The sequence below is a fragment of the Allorhizocola rhizosphaerae genome, from assembly GCF_003426775.1.
GTDB classification, from domain to species: Bacteria; Actinomycetota; Actinomycetes; order Mycobacteriales; family Micromonosporaceae; genus Allorhizocola; species Allorhizocola rhizosphaerae.
Genome location: NZ_QJUG01000002.1, coordinates 26,590 through 49,134, shown reverse-complemented (window position 1 = coordinate 49,134; position 22,545 = coordinate 26,590). Strand labels below are relative to the sequence as shown.

The 22,545-nt window shown below is 67.0% G+C and carries 20 protein-coding genes; 7 read left to right on the top strand and 13 right to left on the bottom strand.

Going from position 1 to position 22,545, the window contains the following annotated elements; genetic code table 11:
* Positions 1 to 624 carry an SGNH/GDSL hydrolase family protein gene (locus DM816_RS00685; protein ID WP_117208052.1) on the top strand — a complete coding sequence of 208 codons (624 nt, stop codon included), beginning with the start codon at positions 1 to 3 and terminating at the stop codon, positions 622 to 624.
* Here DM816_RS00685 and DM816_RS44110 read toward each other — a convergent pair.
* The 4 genes from DM816_RS44110 to DM816_RS00665 all read right to left on the bottom strand — a co-directional run bounded on the left by DM816_RS44110 (position 608) and on the right by DM816_RS00665 (position 4,014).
* Entirely contained in the window at positions 608 to 1,192 is a 585-nt protein-coding gene (locus DM816_RS44110) for a phosphoribosyltransferase (RefSeq protein ID WP_246001387.1), read from the bottom strand. The genes DM816_RS00685 and DM816_RS44110 overlap by 17 nt on opposite strands.
* 163 nt (positions 1,193 to 1,355) lie before the next feature.
* Positions 1,356 to 2,273 (bottom strand): DNA-processing protein DprA, encoded by a 918-nt coding sequence (locus DM816_RS00675; protein WP_246001386.1) that lies wholly within the window; start codon positions 2,271 to 2,273, stop codon positions 1,356 to 1,358.
* Between the two features lie 73 nt (positions 2,274 to 2,346).
* Positions 2,347 to 3,054, bottom strand: a complete 708-nt coding sequence (locus DM816_RS00670; protein WP_117208051.1) for an NRDE family protein — start codon at positions 3,052 to 3,054, stop codon at positions 2,347 to 2,349.
* A gap of 9 nt (positions 3,055 to 3,063) precedes the next feature.
* Entirely contained in the window at positions 3,064 to 4,014 is a 951-nt protein-coding gene (locus tag DM816_RS00665; protein WP_117208050.1) for a Bug family tripartite tricarboxylate transporter substrate binding protein, read from the bottom strand.
* A 28-nt stretch (positions 4,015 to 4,042) separates the two neighbouring features.
* Between DM816_RS00665 and DM816_RS00660 the strand changes: the two genes are divergently transcribed.
* Genes DM816_RS00660 through DM816_RS00650 form a run of 3 tightly spaced genes read left to right on the top strand, consistent with a single transcriptional unit; the run spans position 4,043 to position 7,752 of the window.
* A complete protein-coding gene (locus DM816_RS00660) occupies positions 4,043 to 5,569 on the top strand; it encodes a sensor histidine kinase (RefSeq protein ID WP_117208049.1) in 1,527 nt (508 codons plus the stop codon).
* Positions 5,566 to 6,240 (top strand): response regulator, encoded by a 675-nt coding sequence (locus DM816_RS00655; RefSeq protein WP_117208048.1) that lies wholly within the window; start codon positions 5,566 to 5,568, stop codon positions 6,238 to 6,240. The genes DM816_RS00660 and DM816_RS00655 overlap by 4 nt, the downstream gene beginning before the upstream one ends.
* A gap of 54 nt (positions 6,241 to 6,294) precedes the next feature.
* On the top strand, positions 6,295 to 7,752 hold the full coding sequence (locus DM816_RS00650; RefSeq protein ID WP_117208047.1) for an AAA family ATPase: 1,458 nt from the start codon (positions 6,295 to 6,297) through the stop codon (positions 7,750 to 7,752).
* Here the strand turns inward: DM816_RS00650 and DM816_RS00645 are convergent.
* The 7 genes from DM816_RS00645 to lhgO form a co-directional block, all read right to left on the bottom strand.
* Complete coding sequence (locus tag DM816_RS00645; RefSeq protein ID WP_117208046.1) at positions 7,737 to 8,204, bottom strand: hypothetical protein; 468 nt, start codon at positions 8,202 to 8,204, stop codon at positions 7,737 to 7,739. The genes DM816_RS00650 and DM816_RS00645 overlap by 16 nt on opposite strands.
* Before the next feature lie 17 nt (positions 8,205 to 8,221).
* The gene (locus tag DM816_RS00640) at positions 8,222 to 9,721 is read right to left on the bottom strand and encodes a tripartite tricarboxylate transporter permease (RefSeq protein ID WP_117208045.1); all 1,500 of its coding nucleotides are present in this window, start codon (positions 9,719 to 9,721) and stop codon (positions 8,222 to 8,224) included.
* Entirely contained in the window at positions 9,718 to 10,134 is a 417-nt protein-coding gene (locus tag DM816_RS00635) for a tripartite tricarboxylate transporter TctB family protein (RefSeq protein ID WP_162906964.1), read from the bottom strand. Before DM816_RS00635 ends, DM816_RS00640 begins: the two co-directional genes overlap by 4 nt.
* Positions 10,134 to 11,006, bottom strand: a complete 873-nt coding sequence (locus DM816_RS00630) for a Bug family tripartite tricarboxylate transporter substrate binding protein (RefSeq protein WP_246001384.1) — start codon at positions 11,004 to 11,006, stop codon at positions 10,134 to 10,136. Before DM816_RS00630 ends, DM816_RS00635 begins: the two co-directional genes overlap by 1 nt.
* A gap of 240 nt (positions 11,007 to 11,246) precedes the next feature.
* Entirely contained in the window at positions 11,247 to 12,554 is a 1,308-nt protein-coding gene (locus DM816_RS00625) for a hypothetical protein (RefSeq protein WP_117208043.1), read from the bottom strand.
* A 176-nt stretch (positions 12,555 to 12,730) separates the two neighbouring features.
* Entirely contained in the window at positions 12,731 to 16,213 is a 3,483-nt protein-coding gene (locus DM816_RS00620; protein ID WP_117208042.1) for a PQQ-dependent sugar dehydrogenase, read from the bottom strand.
* A 138-nt stretch (positions 16,214 to 16,351) separates the two neighbouring features.
* On the bottom strand, positions 16,352 to 17,536 hold the full coding sequence (gene lhgO / locus DM816_RS00615) for an L-2-hydroxyglutarate oxidase (RefSeq protein WP_117208041.1): 1,185 nt from the start codon (positions 17,534 to 17,536) through the stop codon (positions 16,352 to 16,354).
* 22 nt (positions 17,537 to 17,558) lie between these two features.
* Here lhgO and DM816_RS00605 point away from each other — a divergent pair, with 22 nt between their 5' ends.
* From DM816_RS00605 to DM816_RS00595, 3 genes are all read left to right on the top strand, one after another.
* Complete coding sequence (locus DM816_RS00605) at positions 17,559 to 18,515, top strand: hypothetical protein (RefSeq protein ID WP_162906963.1); 957 nt, start codon at positions 17,559 to 17,561, stop codon at positions 18,513 to 18,515.
* Between the two features lie 79 nt (positions 18,516 to 18,594).
* Positions 18,595 to 19,203 carry a matrixin family metalloprotease gene (locus DM816_RS00600; RefSeq protein ID WP_162906962.1) on the top strand — a complete coding sequence of 203 codons (609 nt, stop codon included), beginning with the start codon at positions 18,595 to 18,597 and terminating at the stop codon, positions 19,201 to 19,203.
* Between the two features lie 14 nt (positions 19,204 to 19,217).
* Entirely contained in the window at positions 19,218 to 19,949 is a 732-nt protein-coding gene (locus DM816_RS00595; RefSeq protein WP_117208037.1) for a hypothetical protein, read from the top strand.
* 481 nt (positions 19,950 to 20,430) lie between these two features.
* On the opposite strand, the gene DM816_RS00590 is transcribed toward DM816_RS00595, so the two are convergent.
* Both DM816_RS00590 and DM816_RS00585 read right to left on the bottom strand, forming a co-directional pair.
* Complete coding sequence (locus tag DM816_RS00590) at positions 20,431 to 21,762, bottom strand: ABC transporter substrate-binding protein (protein ID WP_117208036.1); 1,332 nt, start codon at positions 21,760 to 21,762, stop codon at positions 20,431 to 20,433.
* A gap of 148 nt (positions 21,763 to 21,910) precedes the next feature.
* Positions 21,911 to 22,537, bottom strand: coding sequence for a hypothetical protein (locus DM816_RS00585; protein ID WP_117208035.1), 627 nt, complete (start codon positions 22,535 to 22,537; stop codon positions 21,911 to 21,913).
* Positions 22,538 to 22,545: the final 8 nt, after the last annotated feature.

Genomic DNA, 22,545 nt, shown 5'->3' with positions numbered 1-22,545 from the left:
ATGATTTTCCAAGCGGGTCAACGGGTTGTGTTCATCGGCGACAGCATCACCGACGCCGGCCGGACGTGGGGCGACCCGCCGTTCGGCAACGGATACTTCAACCTCGTGCGCAGTTTCGTCACCGCCCGCCATCCCGAGCTCGGGCTCACCTGGTCCAACCACGGCGTCGGCGGCGACACCGTGCGCCACCTGGCCGCCCGCTGGGACACCGACGTCATCGAGGCCCGGCCCGACTGGCTCAGTGTGATGATCGGCATCAACGACGTGTGGCGCTTCTTCAGCGACGGGCGGGAGCACGAAGGCGTACCCATCAAAGAATATGAAGACACCTATCGCAGCCTGCTGCGCCGGGCGGTGGAAACCACGGCCTGCAAACTCATCCTGGCCGACCCCTACATCATCGAGCCTGACAGCAACGACCCGCAGCGGGCCATGACCGACCAATACTGCGAGGTCGTCGCCCGGCTGGCGGGCGAGTTCGGCGCACTGCACGTGCCCACCCAGCTCGCCTACGACCGCGTCCTGGCCGCCTCCAAACCCACCGACTGGTCGGACGACCGCATCCACCCCAACCTTCCCGGCCACGCCGTCCTGGCCGACGCCTTCCTCAAGGTGATCGACTAGGCCCACTCGACGTTTCATCGAGCACGCAGCGCTCGATGCGGAACTGTCGCTGAGCCCGAAGTCGATTGATGATGTCCTCGTTGTTTCGGGTTTCCGGGTTCAGGTGGCGACCGAGGACGACGGTCACGACGGACGCAGCACCAGCCTGTTTGATCGCATAAGCAAGGGATTGAGCGCGGCTTCCGGTTGTCCACGTGTCATCGATGATGAGCGTGCGATGACCCGACAAAGGCGAGTCGACTCGAAACCAGTCGGCGTGGAAGTCACGGCTCGATGGGTCGTGGCGCGGGTTGACCGTGGCCGGGACACGGCTCAACCCGCCTCCATTCCATAGGCTTTCGATGGGGTGTGCTCCCCTGCGCCCTTTGGTGCTTGGGACGAGAGCCCATGTGGTGAAACGGCCGCCCGCTGCTGCCCGCAGGCACTGATAGTGCGTCCGAAGGAAGACCCGCAGGAGCGCCGAGAGGCTTACCTGAGCCTGCACGACAGGTGGATCGGCCTTGTAGGACCAGAGATTGTGCGAGTGCTGATTGATCTTGTAGGCAATGGGCACAACGAAGTCCGCCACGCTATCCCCGGCCATCCCATGGTGGGCGTTGCACTTGAAGCAGCGGTTATAGCCCGGTCGGGTGTATCCGCGGCAGACAACGCATATCCCCGGACCCGGCGGAAGTGGGTTCTTAAGAAAGTTGGACTGGCGGGCAACATGGTCATAAGCGATCGCCCATGGGTCAGACGGCTGCGAAATCGGGAAGCTCCTCAAGCGACGCCGGGCTCACGGGAACGCTATTGATGATCTCGTCGACCACGGTGAGCAACTCAGAGATGCTGCCCACCACGTAAACGCCGGGTCGCTGCGCGTAGGAGCGGGCCCAGTCGTGAGCCAGCAGTTCGCGACGAAGCACCACGGCCCGACCGTGCTCAAGGGCAAGCCGAGCCTGCATCCTGGCGCCGCTGCGGTATGCGGCCTCGATGACCACGGTTGCGGCCGCATAACCACTCATCACCGCATTGCGCATAGGGAAGCTGAACCTCGTCGGTGCGAATCCGGGCCAGAACTGGCTCAGCACCAAGCCTTCCGCGGCGATGCGACGCTGGAGCGCCTCGTTCTCCGCCGGGTAGAACCGGTCGATGCCGGTGCCGATCACCGCGACAGTGCGGCCACCGCACCTCAGCGTGGCCTGATGTGCCGCGGTGTCGATTCCCTTGGCCAGGCCGGACACGACCGTCACACCCGATGCGGTCAGTGCCGCTGCGGCGTTTGCGGCCGCCCGCTTGCCTTCCTCCGACGCTTGGCGCGTCCCCACGATGGCGACCGCTCGCGGATCGGGCTTAAGCGCCCCCCGCGTGAACAACAGCGGTGGCATCTGATGGACGCTCCGCAACTGCTCCGGGTAGGTCGTATCGAAGAAGGAGTGCACTCCGATGCCGCACGCCTCCCAGCCGGCGATCAAATCTGACGCGGCGGCGAGGGCCCGCTCGACGGCCTCGCCGTCGGGCAGCAAGGTGTCCGCCGCACCGACCCTGGCGGCCAAGACGGTCATCGCATCGCCGTGCTCGAGAACGTCATGGACGATATCGGACCAACCCGTCCCATGCTCACGCAGCAACGCGACAAGAGCTGCCCTTTGATCAACATGACCGGACACGTATTCGATGTTAGACCACCCCACCGACAAAACGGCTGCGGCACATGGATCGGCCGGTGGAACCGGCGCCGATCTAGCGACTCTTATCGATGAAGTCGTATCGATGTGTGTCGCGGCCGAGGGCCACCAGCGATACGGAGCTCGTGCCCCAGAAGTGCCCGTCCGCGAGCTCTCGCCGCAGCACGATGGCGCGCGGTTCGAGCGGTTCGAGCCCGTCCCCTTCGACGATCGGCAGCCAGTCGCCCCAGTCGTCCTTGACCGGGTCGGGCCTGGGTACGGACGCCAGCCGCGGCCGGAAGTGGGCGATCCGGCGCAGCATGTCGTCGCGCCCCCGCCGATCGGGGAAGTCCAGCTCGCCTTCGAGCCCGCTGTTCACGATGAAGTGCAGGCCCGGCCCGAGCTCCTGCCTCGTCAGCTCGGCACCGTCCCAAGTGGACATCCAGACCTCGTGCGGCGAGGCGACCACCAGGTGGTACGGGTCGTATCCCGTGCCCTCGGTCGCCAAGCCCCGCGCGGCGAGCAGCGGCAGTTCACCGCGCGATCGACGAATGGCCGCCGGCTCGCCAATCCCATTGAGCACGCACGCGACCCGCGGCACGGCCTCGTTGACCGCCAACCATGTCCCGCCCGCCTGCAGGTCCTGCCCGCCGGACAGCTCGGGCCACTGCGGCCAGTGATGGCCCGGCCGGACCCACGGCCGATCCAGGAACTCGTCCCGCACGCCCACCAGGAGCACCGGCGTGGGCGAGTCCGGCTCGAAGCTGACGATCACGGTGCACATGCGCCAAGACTAGTTCGAGGGCACTCCCAGCCCGAGGTCGCCGAGGACCTGGCTCACCCGGGTCAGCTCGCCGCGCAGGAAGGAGCCGAAGCCGGGGCCCGCCAGGTACGCGTCGCTCCATCGATGGCCCGCAATCGCCTCGCGCCAGTCGGCCGAGCCGCGCAGCCGCTCCGTCAGGTCTGCCAAGGCCGAACTGTCGTGTGTGGACAGTCCCGGCGGCGCGACCAGCCCGCGCCAGTTGGCGAACACGACGTCGACGCCCGCCTGCCGCAGGGTGGGAGCCCGCACGCCCGTGATGCGCTCGTCGCCGGTCACCGCGAGCACGCGCAGCTGGCCCTTGTCGATCTGGCCGGCCCACTCCCCCACGCTTGACACCGCGAACGTCACCTGCCGGGACAGGATCGCCGCCAGCAGCGCTCCGCCGCCGTCGTACTGCTGATAGTTGACCCGCTTCGGCTCGACACCGATCGCTCTGGCGATGAGCATCGGCGCCAAATGGTCCGGCCCGCCCCGAGCGGAACCTCCCCCGACGGCCGTATTGTCCGGATCCCGCTGCCACGCCGCCACCAGGTCGTCGATGGTCCGCAGCGGCGAGTCGGGCGTGACCACGAGGATCTCCGGCTCGGAGATCAGGCGGGCGATCGGGGTGATTTCCGGCAGGCCGGCCTCCAGTTGCGCACCGACAAGACCCAAACCCATAAGCATCATGAGGGTACCGTTGCCGCGCTCATAAACCAGCCGCTGCAGTCCCACGGCGCCCTGCCCGCCCGGCAGGTTGAACACCTCGACACCGCGCCGGATCCCGGAGTTGTCGAGCGCGGTCGCGATGGTCCGCGCGGTGATGTCGTAGCCGGACCCCGGCGCGTTCGGCACCATGATCCGCAGGTCGCCGGAGCGTGGCCGCGCGCAGGCCGCCACTACACCCAGCAGGGCAGCGGCGAGTACTGTTCGGCGAAGCATCGCCCCAGCGTAACCACCCGAGGAAGGCATGTTGAAGGTCTCACTGGCCCGGCAGTTCCTGCTCTTCCAGCTCGGCATCGTCGTGCTGGTGGTCGGCGCGGTCGCGGCGGTGTCCCTGGCGGAGGCCGACAGCGCGTTCCGCAGCGAGCAGGGGGAGAGACTGCGCTCGACCGCCGAAGCCCTGGCGGCCAACGACTCGGTGCGCCAAGGCTTCGGCAGTGCGGCCTGGCACGATTCGCTCGCCGCGCTGGCCGAGACCAACCGCGCCGTGTCGGGACCGAGCTTTGTGCTCCTGATCGACGCCAATGGCATGCTGCTGAACGGGTCCGACAAGGGCCGACCGGCCGCAATGGGCGACAGCGACGCGCTCACCGGGCGGTCGTGGGAGGGCGTGATCGACCGGGCTCTGGTCGCGCACGCACCCGTGCTCGACGCGGCCAATGGACGGCGGGTGCTGGGCGTGGTCGCGGTGGGCAAGAGCTACCCGACGACGTGGGAGCTGCTGAGCAACTCGACGCGCAACCTGCTGACGTATCTGCTGCTGGGCTCGGCCATCGGGGTTGCCGGCTCGCTGCTGCTGGCCCGCCGGGTCAAGCGGCAGACGCTGGGCCTGGAGCCCAATGAGATCGCCGGGCTGGTCGAGCACCGCGAGGCCATGCTGCACGGGATCAAGGAAGGCTTGATGGGAGTCGATACCAGCGGGCGGGTGACGCTGGCCAACGACGAGGCCATCCGGCTACTGGACCTGCCGCGCAACCCGGTGGGCTCGTCGTTGCGGGCGCTCGGGCTCGACATGCTGATCGGCGCGTCAGCACAGGCCGACGAGGTGGTCCTGCACCATTCCCGGGTGCTCGTGCTCAACCGGATGCCGGTGCTCGTGCGCGGCCAGACGGTCGGGTCCGTCACGACCCTGCGGGACCAGACCGAGCTCACCTCGCTGCAGCGGGAACTGGACGTGAGCCGGCACGCCACCGACACGCTCCGGGCGCAGGCACACGAGTTCACCAACCGCCTGCACACCATCTCGGGCCTGGTGCAGCTCGGCCACTACGAGGAGGCGGTCAACTTCATCATGCAGGCCAGCCGGGCGCAGGAGTCGTTGAGCCGGGAGGTCCAGTCGCGCATCGCCGACCCGGCGCTGGCCGCGCTCATCGTCGCCAAGTCGAGCGTGGCGGCGGAGCAGCACGTGCGGCTCGAACTCGACCCGGCCACGTCCCTGCCCGGCCCGGTCGACGAGGTGCTGTCGTCAGATCTCGTCACCGTCGCCGGCAATCTCATCGACAACGCGGTGGACGCGGTCGAGGCGGGCGGCTGGGTCAACGTCCTGATCGGACAGACGGGAGCGGCGGTGACCGTGACCGTGCGGGACTCGGGCGACGGGGTCGCGAAGCCCTTGGCCGACAAGGTGTTCACGAGCGGCTTCACGACCAAGGGCACGGGCGGCCACCGCGGGCTGGGGCTGGCCCTCGTGCGGCAGATCTGCCGATCGCGCGGTGGCACGGTAAAGGTGGACGGGGCCACGTTCACAGCCGAGCTGGGGGCGGTGGCGCGATGACCCGTGTGCTGATCGTCGACGACGATTTCATGGTGGCCCGCGTGCACAAGGGTTTCGTGGAGAAGCTGCCCGGGTTCACCGTGATCGGCATGGCCCACACCGGCGAGGCGGCGCTCGAAGCGGTCGCCGCGCAAAAGCCCGACCTGGTGCTGCTCGACATCTACCTGCCCGACATCTCAGGGCTTGAGGTGTTGCGGCGCTTGCGTTCCGGCGGGTCCGAGGTGGACGTCCTCGCCATCACGGCGGCGCGCGACGTCGAGACCATCCGCACGGCTTTGCGCAGTGGAGTGGTGCAATACATCATCAAGCCGTTCACGTTCGACACGCTGCGCGACCGGCTGGAGCGGTACCGTACTGCCGTGCACCACCTCGGCACGCGGGGCGAGGCCGCAGCGCAGTCCGATGTAGACAAGCTCTTCGGGACGCTGCGCACCTCAACCGGTACCCCCTTGCCAAAGGGTCTGACAGAAACCACGGCGGCGCTGGTAGCCGGGGTCCTCAGGGCGAGTGCCACCGACCTGTCCGCAGCGGAATGCGCCGAGCTCGCCGGCCTGTCGCGGGTCAGCACCCGCCGCTACCTCGAACATCTGGTCCTGACGGGCCGGGCAGAGGTGCGCATGCGCTACGGCGGCACGGGCCGCCCCGAACACCGCTACCGCTGGGCCCAGTAGCTGCTATTTTCACTTCATCACAAGTAGAGTTACCATAACTGGAGATGTGATGGAGTGAGGCAGCATGATCGAAAGCCGTCCGAACTGCTGGAACGCGACTCGGAGTGGAAAACCCTGGTCAACTTCGCCACAAAGCCCGACCTCGGCGCGACCCTAGGGCTGCTCTACGGCAGGCGCCGCCAAGGCAAGACGTTCATGCTGGAGCTGCTGAGCGAGGCCACCAATGGCTTCATGTTCACGGCGGCCCAGCGATATGGACCGGCTAACCTGCGCACGCTCAGCCATGCCTACCAAGCATATACCGACACCGTAGGGGCGTTTACCGACTGGCAGGCAGCGGTCGACGGTCTGCTCCGGCTCGGTGAGCGGGACAGCAAGCCGACTCTGGTGGTGTTGGATGAGTTCCCCTATCTGCTCGAGACCGAACCGGGGCTTTCCTCCTTCATCCAGATCGCATTGAGCCCGCGAAGCCGGGCAATGCGGCAGAGCCGCACCCGCCTGATCCTCTGTGGCAGCGCGCTGACAACGATGCGAAAACTGCTGTTGGGAACCGCGCCCCTGCGCGGACGGGCCACGATGGAGCTCAACCTGCCTACTTTGGACTATCGGGAGGCTGCACGGCTGTGGGGCATAGACACCAACGCAGATCTCGCCTTCCGGGTGTATGCATTAGTCGGCGGGACACCCGCCTACTTAGCCATGAGCCATGGACCGGTGCGGGGCGTGCGTGACTTCGACGACTGGGTGATCCGTGGACTACTCAATCCTGCCTCAGCGATTTTCCGTGAGGGCAACACCCTGCTTTACGAGCAACCGGAGTTGACCGACGCCACACTGTACTTCTCGGTGCTGAGCGCCATCGCGGGTGGAGCGGGCCGGCGCAGCGAGATTGCGGGCCGCCTTGGGCGTCCGGACAACGCACTCGCCCACCCATTGGCCTTGCTTGAAGAAATCCAGTTAGTGGAGCGGGTCGAGGATGCGCTTCATGCACGGCGCCCGATCTACCGGATCACCGAGCCGGTGATCCGGTTCCATGAGCTCATTATCCGGGACAACGAGGCACTGATCGTCAGCGGTCATGGCAACGAGGTGTGGAAGTCGGTGCAGGAGACCATCAGCTCCAAGATCTATGGGCCGGCGTTCGCGACCATCTCTCGAGAATGGGCGCTCCGCTACGCACCGCGTGAGATGATTGGGGGTGTCCCAAGAGGAATCCGACCTGCGACCGTTGCCTGCCGCGAGCATCGTGGCGGGCACGAGCTCGACGTTGTGGTGCTGGGCGGGCCGGGCGCGGATCGGGTGCTGGCGATAGGCGAGGCGAAGGCGTCGACCAGGGTGCTGGGCGAGGAGCACCTGCGCCGGTTGGAGCATGTGCGAGAGCTGATCGGGGTGGGCGAGGCGAAGCTGTTGCTGTTTGGGCGGGCCGGGTTCAGCGTGGCGCTGCGACGCTCCGCCGCGCACCGGCCCGACGTCGAACTCATTGATCTGGCAATGCTTTATGGGCTGGGGTAGAGGATGCACGTGATGCATGCGCATTCGTCGCGCTGTGCGCCAGCGCACAGGTAGATTTCCCGTGGCTCCTTGAGCCAGCCGATCTCGCGGAGCTCTGCCCGCAGGTCGAGCAGGAAGGCGTCCACATCCAACCCCGCGAACCGATATTTGCGCAAACTATCGCCGAGATAGTCGTAGAATTCGTGGCTCAGCTCGCGCCGCTGCTCCTCCTTGGACAGTGTGACGTATCGGTCCTCGCTGAACGTCATATCGAGGTAGAGCACGTTGTCGCGCTTGTCGTATCGGCGATGAGTCTTGCGCCCCAACGCATCCGGCAGGCATCGGAAACACGTGAACACCTCCACGTCGGCATCGGGATGCTTGGCCTCCAGCCGCTCGAAGACCGGCACGAGCTCGTCCACGATCTCGCGCACGTAGCCCGCCCCGGTGTCCGACGTCTTACCCAACCTCATGTGGCAACGTTAGCCGCTCAGTCGTCCTCCCCCAACGCCAACCGGTTGCGCTTGAACAGCTTGGGCAGGTGCGGCAGGCCGATCGCCGCGACCGCGAGCAGCAGCAGGGTCAGGGTCAGCGGGCGGGTCACGAAGACGGACAGGTCGTTGTCGGCCAGCAGCATGGCCCGGCGGAACTGGGTCTCCATCATCGGGCCCAGGATCACACCGAGGATGACGGGCGCGACCGGAAACTCCAGATGCCGCATGAACATGGCGATAATGCCGATGGCGTACGCGATGAGGACATCGATGATGTTGCCCGACACCGCATACACACCCAAGGTAGCGAACACCAGGATGCCCGAATAAAGCACGGGCCGCGGGATCTGCAGCACCTTCACCCATACCCGGATCATCGGCAGGTTCAGCGTGAGCAGCATGATGTTGCCGATGAACAACGACGCGATGAGCGCCCACACCAACGCCGAAGACTTCTCGAACAGCTGCGGGCCGGGCGACAGGTCGAAATAGTTAAACGCGGCCAGCATCACGGCGGCCGTGGCCGAGGTCGGGATGCCGAGCGTCAGCAGCGGCACGAGCACACCCGAGAAGGACGCATTGTTGGCGGCCTCCGGCCCAGCCACACCCTCGATGGCGCCCTTGCCCCACTCCTCCTTGCGCTTGGACAACCGCTTCTCGTTCAGATAGGACAGGAACGTCGGGAGTTCGGCTCCGCCCGAGGGCAGCGCGCCGAACGGGAACCCGAGCGCCGTGCCGCGCAGCCACGGCTTCCACGAGCGCCGCCAGTCATCTCTCGTCATGCCCTGCTTGGACAGCGGCGCCACCTGCGAGGGCAGCTCACGCAGGCGCGAGGCGATATAAAGCGTCTCACCGATCGCGAACAGGCCGACAATGACGACCACGATGTCCACGCCGTCCAAAAGCGACGGCACACCGAAGGTGAACCGGGCCTGCCCGGTGAGCGAGTCGATCCCGATGAGCCCGAGGAAGAGCCCGAACGTCAGCGACATGAGCCCGCGGATGAGCGACGACCCGACCAGCGCCGTGACCGCAACCATCGCGAGCACCGAGAGCGCGAAGTAGTCCGACGCGCGGAACGTGACCGCCAGTTTGGCCATCGGGTTGGCCACGAACGTCAGCAGGATCGTGGAAAGCGTGCCCGCCACGAACGACCCGATCGCCGCCGTCGCCAAGGCCGCCCGCGCCCGGCCGCGCAACGCCATCTGATAGCCCTCGATCGACGTGGCCACCGACGCCGACTCTCCGGGCGTGTTGAGCAGGATGGAGGTGGTGGAGCCGCCATACATCCCGCCGGCGTAGATCCCGGCGAACATGATGAGGGTGCCGGTGGGATCGTCCAGTTTCAGGGCGACCGGCAGCAGCAACGCGATGGTGAGCGCCGGCCCGATGCCCGGCAGCACTCCCACCAGCGTGCCGATGGTGACACCGATCGCCGCGTACAACAGATTTTGCACGGTGAGCACGTCGGCGAACCCGCCAAGCAGATCACTCATATCGGCAACACCCCGGCGGGCAGCGAGATCCCGAGCAGCTTGGTGAACACGAGATAGATCCCCAGCGAAAGTCCGATCGCGACCGACAGGTCACGTATCCAATGTGGCTTCGTGCTCATCAGGCGCGCCGCAACCACGAAGAAAACGAACGTCGCCAGCACATAGCCCACGACCGTGTACTTGAGCACCACCGCATACGCGACAAGCACACCGAGCAGGAGCAGTGGCGTGCGCCACCGCACCTGCAGCGGCCCGCTGTGCTTGACCAGATAGAGCGTCGCCACGACCACCCACATCCCCGTGATCAGGAGCGGGGCGTAGCTCGCCCCGCTCCCGTTGGCCCCCGTCAGCGCCTGGACGAACAGTCCAATGCCGACAGCGAGCACGACCGCACCGGCGATGCGAACGCCCACTACCCCAGCCCGATCTCGGTCAGCACACCCTTGATGCGCGTGCTCTCGCTGTCGAAATAGGACTTCGCGGCGTCGCCCGACTTGTAGAAGTCTTGCCACTTCTTGTCTTTGAGCGTCTGCTGCCACGCCGGCGAGGCGTGCAGCTTGTCCAGCAGAGCGATGACCGCCGCGCGCTCGGCGTCGGTAATCCCGGGCGGGGCAACGATCCCCCGCCAGTTCATGAGCTCGAGGTCGTACCCACTCTCCTTGATGGACGGCACGCCATCCTCGGCCTTGGCGCTGGAAACCGCGAGGGCGCGAACGGTTCCGGCCTTGATGAGGTCGGCGAACTCGCTCGTGCCGGACACGGCCACGCTCACATCGCCCGACAGCAGGCCGGCCTTGGTCTCACCGCCGCCCGAATAGGCCACGTACTGCTTGGCGACCGCCTTCGCGTCCGCGCCCGCCGCCTTGGCCAGCAGCCCCACCAGAATCTGGTCGGTGCCGCCCGCCGAGCCACCGCCCCACTTGACCGAAGCCGGGTTGGCCTTCACGTCATCGACGAGCTGCTTGAGGCTGGTGTATTTGGAGTCGCTGCGCACAACGATGACCTCTGACTCGGCGGTCAGCGTGGCGATCGGCGTGGTGTCGGCCAGGCTCACCGGCGTCTTGTTGGTCACGACGCCGCCGACCATCACCAACCCCGTCACCATCAGCTGGTGCGGGTTTTTGGCGTGGCTGCTCACCAGCTCGGCCAGGCCGATCGTGCCGGCCGCGCCGGTCACGTTGCGCACCTCGGCCGACTGTCCATTGAGGAGGTTCGCGTCCTGCAGGGCCTTTTGCAGCGACCGGGCCGTGGTGTCCCAGCCGCCGCCGGCGCCTGCGGGCGCCATGATATTTACAGTCTTTGTTGGGTAGGCGATGGCCTGCCCGGTCGATGCGGTGTCCCCACCGACCGACTGTTCAGCACAACCCGCGGCGGCCAGGAGCACCGCGGGAATAACACCGATGAAAATCCGTCGAAGCATTTCCGAAACATGCCCGGCCCCGTGAGCCAAGTCACGCTTGTGTAGCCAACGATTGTTTTGGTCATTTTGGTCGCGTCATGCGCAGCCTTCGCGCAAGTCCGGCGATCACTTCGTGGGTGCGATGGTGCGGTGTGACGGGACCACCTCGATCTGCCGGATGATCTCCGCCCTGTCCGCGTCTGTTGCCTCGTAGTTGCGCGCCGCGGTCAGCATGACGTCGCCCGCTCGTCTGAGGCTTTCACCGACGTCGCGCAGGATGTCACCGAGCCGGTCGACGGCGGTGTTGAAGGGCCCGACCGACCGCGGGAAAAACTGGCTCAGGCTGCCGGGGACCTCGCACCTTCCCACGTTGCTTGCCGCCTGCTCGTATTGCGCGGCGGCATCCGGCAGGTTATAGGCTCCCGCCCGGCCGAGTTTGACCACCGAGATGACGGTCTGGTTCTCCCCACCGGGGCGCTCGTAGAAGTCGAGCTGCCTGTATGTGCCCGCGCCGATGCCTGGGGCCGGCACCTTCAGATTCGGGCTGCCGAAGGAGTCGTAGGCGCCGAGATCTTCGTTCAACCCCTTGGAAAGCGCCTCATCCTGGTCAGCGATCCACTCCTCCAGGTTCTTGATGGCGGTCTCCGTGTTCCTTACGACGCCCTGCGGCGACCCGGTGTGGTCCACCTGGAGGTAAGGCTCCGTGCTACCGGTTTTCGACACACCCCAGAGGCCGCTGGCCAACCCGACCCCACCTAGGGCGAGCCCGACCGGGCCGGTCGCGAAGAGGCCGATCACGCCGGCAATGATCCCCACCGCCTCTGCGGCGCTCTTGCCCGGCAGATCCTTGGAGGTATCGGCGAAGCCCAACTCGCCTTGATACATCGGCCGGCCGCCGCTCAGCGCGCTCAGGCAGCTTTCCGCGACGAACTTGATTGCCCGCCTGGATCGGCTGGAGGCCACCTGGAATGCGGCCGCGGCGATGGCGAGCTCCCTGGCATACTGCCTTTGCCACAGCGAAGCGGTGTCGAACTTCTTGAGGAAGTTCGACTCGAACGTCTTGGCGGCCGGTCCGATCCACTCGTCCTGGTCAATCATGTCGGCGACGGGCTTCATGAAGTTCTCCTTGGCGGAGAAGATGCACCCGTCCACCGTCCCGCCGTGTGGCCGGGCGGCCGGTCCGCCGCCCCCGCTGGAATCGGCCAGCTGGTCGACGTTCACCTGGAAGTCGTGTCCATCGAAAACGTAGTATCTGCGGAAGCGGGTTATCAGATCCTCGACCGTGCCGTAGAACTCCTTGGCGGCCTTCTGATATGTCGCGGCGTCTCGCGCCTGGTCTTCGGCCGGGATGTGGCTGAGGGACTTGTCCCACGCCACCTGGGCCTCGGACCAGATCTTGCTAAGGATCGGCTCAAGTTCATCCTGGAGTGCCACGCCCGGACATTACCGAGATCGGCCGATTCATGAGTACAGCAAGGGTTTGAATTCCATCTACAACTTCCGCGGTACATGTCCATAGACGACCTGGTCTGCGGGCTGTCGTGCCGGCCGGGCAATGAGCAGCGCCGCGCGGGACAGGCCCGCGCGGCGCTGCTTGACGGCAGGTGCCGCTACCTGACGTAGATGGACATCTTGAAGTTGCTCAGCGTGGCCGGGCCGAAGGTGCTTGGCCACGTGCCGAACGTGCGGCCGGTCGTGCTCCAGGCGCCCGACCCGGTGGTCGCCGTGTCATAGCTGAGATTGTTGTCGCCGTTGGTGTTGTACATCAGCCAGTACGCCGTGTTCGGCGCGAGCGTGGCCGCGACCGGTGCGCTGTTCCAGGAGTTGGCGGTCAGTGGTGCGCTCGCGGTGGAGGCGACCAGTGTGCCGGGCGAGCCACCCGAATCGGTATAGATGGCGATCTGGAACTGGTTGTTCGGCGCGGCCTGTACGGACTTCATGTACACGAACGCTTCGGAGACTGTCATGGAGTTTGCGCCCGTGACGAACCGCGAGCCGTTCATGTAGTTCATGTCGCCGGAGTCCAGCTGCGTCCCGATCTGGTTGTAGCCAAGAATCTGTCCACTTGAGACGGTGCCCGTGGTGAACGAGAACGCGTGGTTTGCCGCCATGCGGTTGCCCGCCACATCGGCCACGCCGTTGGTGCCGCCCTTGACCGTGACCCCGTAGGTCGTGGTCGGCGCGAGCGCCGCCGCCGGTGTCAGGGTGGCCCGGTTGTTGGCCACGTCGTAGGCCACGGTCGAGTTGACCAGTGTCGCACCGTTGCGCAGCTCGATGTTGCCGGCCGTGATGGTGGACGCGGTCATCGGCTCGCTGAACTGGATGGTGACGGGCGTGGTGACCGGCACGCCGGTCGCACCCGATGCCGGCACTGTCGACGTGACGACCGGTGGGTTGGTGTCGGTACCGGCTGAGGCATAGATCGAGAAAAGATAGCTCGTCTTGTATGAGCCGCCGAACGCGGCGGGCCACGTGCCGAATGGTTGCGAGCCCGCGCTCCACGCGCCCTGCCCGGCCGCACCCGTCGCATATGCCATGTTGTTGTCGCCGTTGGTGTTATACATCAGCCAGTACGCCGTGTTGGGCGCGAGCGTGGCCGAGACCGGCCGGCTGTTCCACGAGTTGGCCGTCAGCGCCCCGCTCGTGCTTGAGGCGACCCGGTTGGCCGGCGACCCGCTCGCATCACTGTAGATCGCGAGCTGGAACTGGTCGTTCGGCGCGGCCTGGACCGATCGGATATACACCGACATCGACGTGATGGTCAGCGCGTTGGGCCCGGTGACGAATCGCGACCCGTTCATGAAGTTCATGTCGCCGCTGTCGGTCAGGCTGCCCACCTGCGTGTTGCCGAACGTCTCCTGCACGGCCGTGTTGAACGAAGCGGTGTAGGTCGTTGCCGTGGTCGGCGCGGTGATGACGTGGTTCTGCGCGCCGCCGTCCGACCAGGTCCCGAACGCGTAGCCGGTCCCGCTCAGCGTCTGCGGCGACGGCGCCGAGACCGAGTTGGTCGAGCCCTGGATGACCGTGCGGGTGAACGGGGTCGCGGCCGCGGTCGAGCCGACCGCGAGCTGCAGACCGCTCGGGTTGCTGGCGAACGTCAGCGCCACGGTCTTCGGGTCGAGCCGGCGCACCACCGAGTGGCTCAGCCCACCCTGGTCGGTCGCCACCAGCTCAAGCTCCAAATAGGACGGATACTCGTGGTCGGGTGCGATGAACGATCCGCTCGCCACGCCCGTCCAGTCCTGCAGGAAGTGCGTGTGACAGCTGCCGCCCGTGTCGCAGTGCTGCATGCGCAGATGCCAGGTCAGTGCCGAGGCGGCCAGGTTGCCCTGCTGCGGATCGGTTGCGCTGCCGGAGAAGGCGATCGTGTCGCCGACTTTCCATGTGGTACCGGTGACCGGCGAGTTGATGGTGGCGGTCGGAGCCTCGTTGCCGGGCGTGATCGCGACCGTTGCCGTGTCGGTGGCCCCGAGCGTGTCCGTGACCGTGAGCTTCGCCGTGTAGTTGCCCACACCCGTGTAGGTGAACGAAGCCGTTGCCGTGGTCGCGTCGGTCGTCCCGTCGTTGGTGAAGTCCCAGGCGTACGTGAGCTTGCCCGCGTCCGCCGGGTCCGGGTCGGTCGACCCGTTGGCATGGAACGAAACGGTCAGCGGGGCCGGGCCCTGGGTCGGCGTGGCCTCGATGACCGCCTCCGGCGTCTGGTTGCCCGGCGAATACCGCACCCGCCGCACGGTGCCGCCCAGGTCCGCGTAGTACAGCTCGCCTCCAGGGCCGACCTCCAGGTCGACCGGGTTCGCCGAGCTCGACCCGAACGTGATGATGTTGGATGCGCTGGGCAGGCCGCCGGGGGTCGTGGGCAGGGCCGCCCAGATGCACTTGCGCGAGTAGTCGGCGAAGAACATGGCCCCGTTGTATGTGGCCGGGTACGGCCCACCGCTGGTGGGATAGAACGCGACACCCGTCGAGGACGAGCTGCCCGTCGGGCAGGTCTCGTTGGGCACCAATCTGTTCGAATGGTGCCACGCGACGAACGGCTGCGCGTGCGCGCTCGTACCCTCCGCATAGAGGTTTTCACAAACCGGCAGGTTGGCGCTGTCGTAACCGGACTGCCGGTTGGGGCCCTCATAGCAGGGCCAGCCGAAGTTGGTGACGCCCGCGGTCGGGTTGACCACGCGGTCGATCTCCTCCCACGTCGTCCAGCCGGTGTCGGCGATCCACGCCTCGTTGGTGCCGGGCCGCATGGTGAGCCGGAACGGGTTGCGCAGGCCGGTGGCGACGATGCGCCGCGCGTCGAGGTCGGCCGACCCGATCAGCGGATTGCCCGGCGCCGCGGCGCCCGTGGCCGGGTCCAGCCGCAGCAGCGTGCCGTCGAGCTGGGTCTCGTCGGCGAGGGTGCGCACGTCCTGCGAGCGCAGCGCACCGCCTTCATTGGCCGGGTCGCTGCACGGGTTGGTGGGCGCCCCGGCCGGCAGGTTTCCGTAGTCCACGACGTTGAAGCTCGCGCCGTCGCCGGCCGTGACATAGAGCATGCCGTCGGCGCCGAACGCGATGTCGCCGATGGAGTGGCTCGGGAACTGCTGGCACCAGTCGTGCAGCAGCACCTGCTCGCTGCCGGTCATCACGTTGCCGTTGGCCCGCAGGCGGGACAGCCGCCCGGTCACCACGCACCGGCCGTCGTTGGCGTTGGTGCAGACGTCGTTCCACACCGGCGCGGTCCGGCCGGGCGGCGCGTCATAGGTGTAGAGCACATACACATACGGGTCGGTCGGGAAGTTCGGCGCGAGCGCGAGGCCCAGCAGGCCGCGGTCCCATTGGTTGTGCACGTTGGTGGACAGGTCGGCGAAGACCGTGGGCGTGGTGTCGGCCAGGCCGTCGAAAACCTTGATACGCCCGCCCTTTTCGGCCACGAACACGCGCCCGTCGGAGGCGAACTCGATGTTCGTCGGCTGGGTCAGCCCGGAGTACACGATCTGCTCCTGGAACCCTGCGGGCAGCGTGATCGCCGCCGCGGGCGAGGCCGCGTGCAGCGGCCCGATGGCGCCTGCGACCAGCGCCCCGACCAACAGCGCGCGCAAGGAACGGCGCCGCACCATAATTCCTCCCAATGCCTTTGATTGGGAGAAAGGAAATCACGAGATCAGGCCGCAGTGTTGTCATCTTCCGGACCGTGTGACGTACAGCTGGTGACGAAACGTCCACAACGGACATTTAGCGCATCGGCCGTTCGGTCCTTATTCGGCGACGGTCGGCAACTGTCCCACGATATGACGGGCGATTTCCAGCGAGCTGGTCGCGGCGGGCGACGGCGCGTTGAGCACGTGCACCTGCCGCTCCCGCCGCACGATGAGGAAGTCGTCCACGAGCGCGCCGTCGGGCCGGATGGCCTGGGCGCGCACGCCCGCGCCCGAAGGGGTCAGGTCGGCGGGCGTCACCTCCGGCACGAGCCGGGCGAGGCTCGCCGCGAACCGCTTGCGGGACAAGGATCTGCGCACCTCATCGAGTCCGTGGCGCCAGTGCTTGCGTGCAAGATTCCACATTCCGCGGTACCCGACCGAGTCTGCGAGGTCGCGCACGCTCACCTTGCCCCACCCGTAGCCCTCCCGCTTGAAGGCCAGCACAGCGTTGGGGCCGGCGTGCACGTTGCCGTCGACCATGGTGGTGAAGTGCACTCCGAGGAACGGGAACTGCGGATCGGGTACCGGATAAATCAATCCCTTCACCAGATCTCGCCGATCGGGCCGCAGCTCATAATATTCGCCTCGGAACGGGACTATCCGCACCCGCGGGTCGGCGCCGGCCAGGCGGGCCACCCGGTCGGCGTGCAGGCCGGCGCAGTTGACCAGCACATCGACCGGGATGTCGCCGTGGTTGGTGAGCACGCGGTCGGGCCGGATGCCGGTCACGCGCGTGCCCAGCCGCACCTGCGCCCCGCCCTTGCCGAGCAGGTCGGCCAGGACGCGGCACACCTGGGCGAAGTCGGTGATGCCGGTGGTGGCCACATGCATCGCGGCCACGGCCGACACATGCGGCTCGAACTCCTTCGCCGCGGCACCGTCGAGCAGCTTGACCTGCAGGCCGTTGGCCACCGACCGCTCATGCAGCGCGCGCAGGCGCGCCATCTCGCTCTCATCGGTGGCCACGATGAGCTTGCCGCACACGGTGACCGGGATGCCGTGCTCGGTGCAAAAATCGACCATGGAACGGCTTCCGGCCTTGCACAGCAGCGCCTTCAAGCTCCCCGGTTTGTAGTAGACGCCCGCGTGAATCACGCCCGAATTGTGCCCGGTCTGGTGCAGGCCGACCGCGTTTTCCTTCTCCAGCACCGTGATGTCGGCGTCGGGTCGGTCCAGCATGAGCCGGTGCGCGGTCGCCAGCCCGACGATCCCGCCTCCGACGATGACGTAACGGGTCGGCATGCACGCATGCTAGCGTGGCCGGGTGCGCTCGGTGGTGATGGTGCTCGCCCTGTCCCTCGCCGTGGCGGGGTGCTCCTCCTCGCCGGAGCCCACCCTCGTCCTGCCCTCCCCCTCGGCAAGCGCTTCGCCCGAGCCTACGCTGCTTTCCGCGACCCAGGCGCCCGCCCCATCGCCTTCTCCCTCGTCGCCCGCGCGGCCGCGCGGCGGCAAACCCATGGCCGACAACACGGGCGTGCCGGCCGGCACGGAGCTGACCGTCGTGACGGGCGACCAGACGTTCTCCACGCCCGGGCAGGTCATCACCGGCAAGGAGTTCCGCGGGTTCGTCAAGGTGACGGCGGCCAACGTGACGTTCCGCAAATGCGTCTTCCGCGGGCGGGCCACGTCCAACAACGCGTCCCTGCTGGACACGCGCAAGAGCACCAACACGGTGGTCGAGGACTCCGAGTTCGTCGCCGCGAGCCCGTCGGCGGGCATCGACGGCGTGTGGGCGCGCAACACGAAGATGTATAGGGTCAACATCCACGGTGTGGTCGATGGGGTGAAGGCGGAGTCCAATGTGCTCATTCAGGACTCCTACATCCACGACATGAAGTGGTTCGCCTCCGACCCCAACCAGGGCGGCGGCCCGACGCACAACGACGGGGTGCAGTCCTTCGAGGGCGACAGCGGGATCACGTTGCGGCACAACAATATTGACCTGTCGTCAGACAAGCGGGCCAACGCCGCCTGGCAGACCTCGGCCAGCGACTCGCTCGTCGAGGACAACTGGCTCGACGGCGGCGGCTGCACGCTCAACTTCGCCCACCGTGACGGCCGGCCCCTGACCGGCAATCGTGTCATCGGCAACCGGTTCGGCCGCAAGTCCTTCTTCAACTGCCCGATCCTCATCAGCACCAAGACCGTGCTCGCACAGAACTCGGGCAACGTCTGGGCCGACACCGGCAAGCCCATCCCGGCCCCGCAGCAGCACGACTAGGGTCCGCCAAAGGCGCGTTGACCAGGAGATTCAATTCATCTGCATGCCCGGCGCATATCCACGCGATCATGATGGCTGCATGAAATTCATACCCGCACCCAGACGGCTGGCGGTGGTCATGACCGCTGCTCTCGCCTGCACCGCATTGTCACCGGCCTGGCCGGCACACGCCGACAACTACTCGGGCGCGACGGGAAGCACCGGCTGCGACGGGGGTCTGAACGAGGCCGACAACGCCACGCACACCTTTCATTACGTGGATCTGGCCGAGCACAACGAGAATGCCACGACCTGGGCCCGTGCGAACATCCTGAACCCGACCGCCGTCAACACGGTCTACGATTCCACTTTGGACGACCTCACCGATGTGGTGGTCCGCGACCAGCGTTACGACGACTATTGCGGCCACGACTGGATGACGCCCGGCAACAGTGGCGTCGTCGGCCTCGCCTCCTGCGACGACGACAACTCCGCCAACGAGTGTGAGCGGCACACGGTCCGATACAACATCAACTTCACGGCCGGCACGACGACGGCCAACCGGCGGGGCTTGGCCTGCCACGAACTCGGACACACCCTCGGGCTCGCGCACAGGACATCGAGCACCTCGTGCATGCAGCAGGGCTATCCCAAACCGGCGCTCGCGTATTCCACGCACGACCGCGACCACCTCAACGACAACTACTGATCTGGGGAGATGCCTTGAATCGCAAAAAGTTCGTCGCGGGCGGGCTGGTGGCGGCGGGACTGCTGTCCGTGCTGGGGCTCGCCGCCTGGGAGGCGCGCCAAGCCTCCGCGCACGCCGACTCCCACTATCTCATCGACCATCTACGATCTCGCAGCCACGCGACCGACGCGGTGTGGGTCGAGACGTCGTTCGCCGAGATGCTTCCCTCGCAGAGTTTCAGCGTCAACGGGGCACCGGCCGCACCGCGCGGCAGCGGAGTAGTGATTGGACGGATCACCGACGTGCGTGCCGGACGGGGATTCGCCCATCCCGATGACGCGCCGAAGTCGACCCAGGTCGACTTCAACGCGCCCGACGCGCTGTGGCGCACGGTGCAGGTCACGCTCGCCGTCGAGGAGGCCTGGGGGAAGGTCGCCGGGCAGCGCACGGTCACGTTCGCGGTCATCATCGACCGCGGCGCCGACGCGACCGCCGCGATGAACGGCCTGCGTGCCCTGGAACGGGTGGTGGTTTCCCTGGATCGGCAGGGCCGCCACGCGTACGCGCCGGACATGTACTCCATCAGCCGCAACGGTGACATGTTTGGAACCGTTGACGCGCAAGGAAACATCCAGCTGCCCGTCATGGACGACGCCACCGTGTTCATGCAGGGCCTCGACACCGTCGCGGAACTGCGCACCGCGGCGGGCCACCCGTCGCAGACGATCCGGGTGGACCTCGTCGAGGGCGCGCCGACCCGACGCTAGGGATCATGCGGACGCCGGCGACTCGCGCCGGCGTCCGCATGGCCGATGTCTACACGCCAACTGATCACGGGGTGAGGTTGCGCCGGGCCCGCGGGCGAGGGGTCGGAATCGGCCCGGCCAGAGGCGATCCATGTCCACGCGCGGCCAGCGAACCCGGCCCGATCAGCGTTTCATCCGGTCGATTCCCTGGTCAACGGCCATGCGGCGGCTCCTGACCGGACCGTCGGGTGGCTGCCGGCGGGACTTGAGGCCAGTCTTCGCCATACCTTTGAGCACCCTGGCCGCGGTTTCACACCCGTGGGCTCGGGCGGCGCTTCGCCGGTGGACCGCTCGACAATGCGACGGCGTGATGCCATATCTGCGGGTGAACGCCGAGCGGAGGGTCCGGGCGCAACCGAGCCCGCACCGCGCGGCGATCCGCGGCATCGACAGTCGGTGCGGGAATTTGTCGTGCTGCTGTTGACCACGTGACAGGCAACGGCTAGCGGCGGAACTTGAGGCCGGTCTTCGCCATACCTTTGATCACCTCGGCCGACTCTTCGAACCCGATCACCAGTACCCCGTCCGGCCGCCAATCGGCGATCTGCCCGATCACGCCTTCGACCTGGCCGGGCGTCGCAAGCATGCCGTTCTCGCCCACCTCATATTTGAACGTCCGGATGTCGCCTTCGGACACCCCGGCCGCGACGAGCTCCTTCTGCACGTCCTTCATCAGGCCCTCGCCGTACGCATCGCCCCGCGCGACGATGCAGATCCGCCGCAGGCCGTCGCGCAGCATCACGTCGGCGAGCGCACGGGCCTGCAGGATGTCCGAAGGCGCGCTGCGGAAGTACAGCCCCGCATCGTCCACAGTGCTCAGTGCGGCGGCGGTGTTCGACGAGGAGAACAGGATCATGCCTGCCTTGACCACCTCCGGCAGCACGGCCAGGCTCACGCCCGACGCGCCCGCGCCGATGATGACGTGCACTCCGTCGGACTTGTGTTTTTGCACGGTGGCAAGCGCCTTCGCGGGATCGGTGAAATCGTTGCCGTCGCGCCACTGCACCGGCTGGCCCAGCACCCCGCCCGCCTCGTTGACCTCCTTGAGGGCCAGCCTCGCCCCAGCGATCATCGGCGGGTACGCGAACGACAGCCCGCCCTCGACCGGAAGCAGCCCACCGAGCACGAGCTGCTGCCCGCGTTCGCGCCCGCCGGCCACGACCGGGGCCGGCGGCTGCTCGTTCGTCGCCGCGCTTTCGTTGCCCGTGTTGAGATACTCCGTCTTGCCGTCGTCGAGCCGGTTGTCCGAGCCGAAGTGATAGATCCCGTAGCTGGCCGTGGACGGCTCACCCGCGGGCGTGAAGCCGTGCCGCAGCGTGGCGCCTCGATAGGCGGGGTCGCGCCCGGCCCGCGCGTGCGCGAGGCAGTCGGCGACCGTGGTGCACACGTTGGCCCCGACCGTCACCCCGCTGATCTGCTTGGCGATCGCTTTCGGGTCGGTCGAGCCGGCCAGCTGCGCGGCGATGCTCACGATGACGACCGCGTCGTAGGTCTCGCCCGCGAACAGCGTGTCGTTGAGGCCCGAGTCCATCGCGGTCAGGCGATTGCGGAAGCCCGCGTCGAGCCGGACGGCCGGGGCCGTGCCCTTCATGCCGTGCAGCATGCCGGGGTGGTCCTTGAACTGGGCGCCGAATCCGTTCTGCACGTTTCCGTCGGAACCGTAGATGAACGCGCCGGGATAGGGGCGCTCCGGCGGGTCGTCGGGCTGCGCCGAGCACGCTGCCGTGGTGACGATCGCGCACCCGAACAGGGCAACAAGGCGGGATATCCGCATTTTGGCAGGCCTCCAGACAGTCGTGCCCCGGAGGCTAGTGCGGCCGCTGATGACTCATTATCGGGTGAACGATTGGTGAAGTGTCGGGTTGTCGTAGCCGCCGCTCACCCGGTCGGCCAGGCAAGACCCGATGTCGTCCCCTACCCGTTCAGGAAAACGCCCGGCGTGCCCAGCTGCTTGGTTTGAGGATTTTCACCTTGTACGGACATGGCTTGCCGGTGATCTCCATATACGCGCGGATGGCCCGATATGCCGCGTCCTCGGCCTGTTCGGCGGCCGGCATCCCCTTGCCCTTGTTGCGAAACAGCGCGCCATAGAAGGCGGAACAGAAGACCGTGCCCTCGTGCCAGCCCACCTGCGCCGAGGTGCCGATATAGGTCACGTTGTCGTGCAGGCAGTCCCGCACGGCGGTCTGCCACGCGCCCGTGCCGGTCTTGCACCCATCAGCGAGCACGGCGCCGGTCCGGATGCCCTTGCCCTGATCGGCGGCGAGCAGGCCGAGCTTCTCCATCGACACCACGGTGGTCCCGTCGCTACTGCTGAACGTGGGTGTCTCGCTGTGATCCCCGTGGGCCATGACATGCAGCACGTCGCACTTGGCGGTGAAGGCGGCGAGCACCGTGCCGAGGTCCCGCGACCGGACGAAGTCGATGTCCACAATGGGCGCATCCCAGCCCGCGTTGATGTTCTGCAGTGTCGACTGCACAAACGTCATGGAGGCGTCGAACGACGTGTCGAGCCCGATGTCGAGCAGATTGACTCGCCGGTTTCTCATCGCAGACC

What these genes read in the sequence shown, in the direction of transcription:
- DM816_RS00660 (WP_117208049.1), top strand. Translation starts at nt 4,043, where the DNA reads ATGTTGAAGGTCTCACTGGCCCGGCAGTTCCTGCTCTTCCAGCTCGGC.
- DM816_RS00665 (WP_117208050.1), bottom strand. Translation starts at nt 4,014, where the DNA reads ATGCTTCGCCGAACAGTACTCGCCGCTGCCCTGCTGGGTGTAGTGGCG.
- DM816_RS00630 (WP_246001384.1), bottom strand. Translation starts at nt 11,006, where the DNA reads ATGGCGCCCGCAGGCGCCGGCGGCGGCTGGGACACCACGGCCCGGTCG.
- DM816_RS00600 (WP_162906962.1), top strand. Translation starts at nt 18,595, where the DNA reads ATGAAATTCATACCCGCACCCAGACGGCTGGCGGTGGTCATGACCGCT.
- DM816_RS00670 (WP_117208051.1), bottom strand. Translation starts at nt 3,054, where the DNA reads ATGTGCACCGTGATCGTCAGCTTCGAGCCGGACTCGCCCACGCCGGTG.
- DM816_RS00645 (WP_117208046.1), bottom strand. Translation starts at nt 8,204, where the DNA reads ATGAGGTTGGGTAAGACGTCGGACACCGGGGCGGGCTACGTGCGCGAG.
- DM816_RS00685 (WP_117208052.1), top strand. Translation starts at nt 1, where the DNA reads ATGATTTTCCAAGCGGGTCAACGGGTTGTGTTCATCGGCGACAGCATC.
- DM816_RS00640 (WP_117208045.1), bottom strand. Translation starts at nt 9,721, where the DNA reads ATGAGTGATCTGCTTGGCGGGTTCGCCGACGTGCTCACCGTGCAAAAT.
- lhgO (WP_117208041.1), bottom strand. Translation starts at nt 17,536, where the DNA reads ATGCCGACCCGTTACGTCATCGTCGGAGGCGGGATCGTCGGGCTGGCG.
- DM816_RS00585 (WP_117208035.1), bottom strand. Translation starts at nt 22,537, where the DNA reads ATGAGAAACCGGCGAGTCAATCTGCTCGACATCGGGCTCGACACGTCG.
- DM816_RS00620 (WP_117208042.1), bottom strand. Translation starts at nt 16,213, where the DNA reads ATGGTGCGGCGCCGTTCCTTGCGCGCGCTGTTGGTCGGGGCGCTGGTC.
- DM816_RS00655 (WP_117208048.1), top strand. Translation starts at nt 5,566, where the DNA reads ATGACCCGTGTGCTGATCGTCGACGACGATTTCATGGTGGCCCGCGTG.
- DM816_RS00590 (WP_117208036.1), bottom strand. Translation starts at nt 21,762, where the DNA reads ATGCGGATATCCCGCCTTGTTGCCCTGTTCGGGTGCGCGATCGTCACC.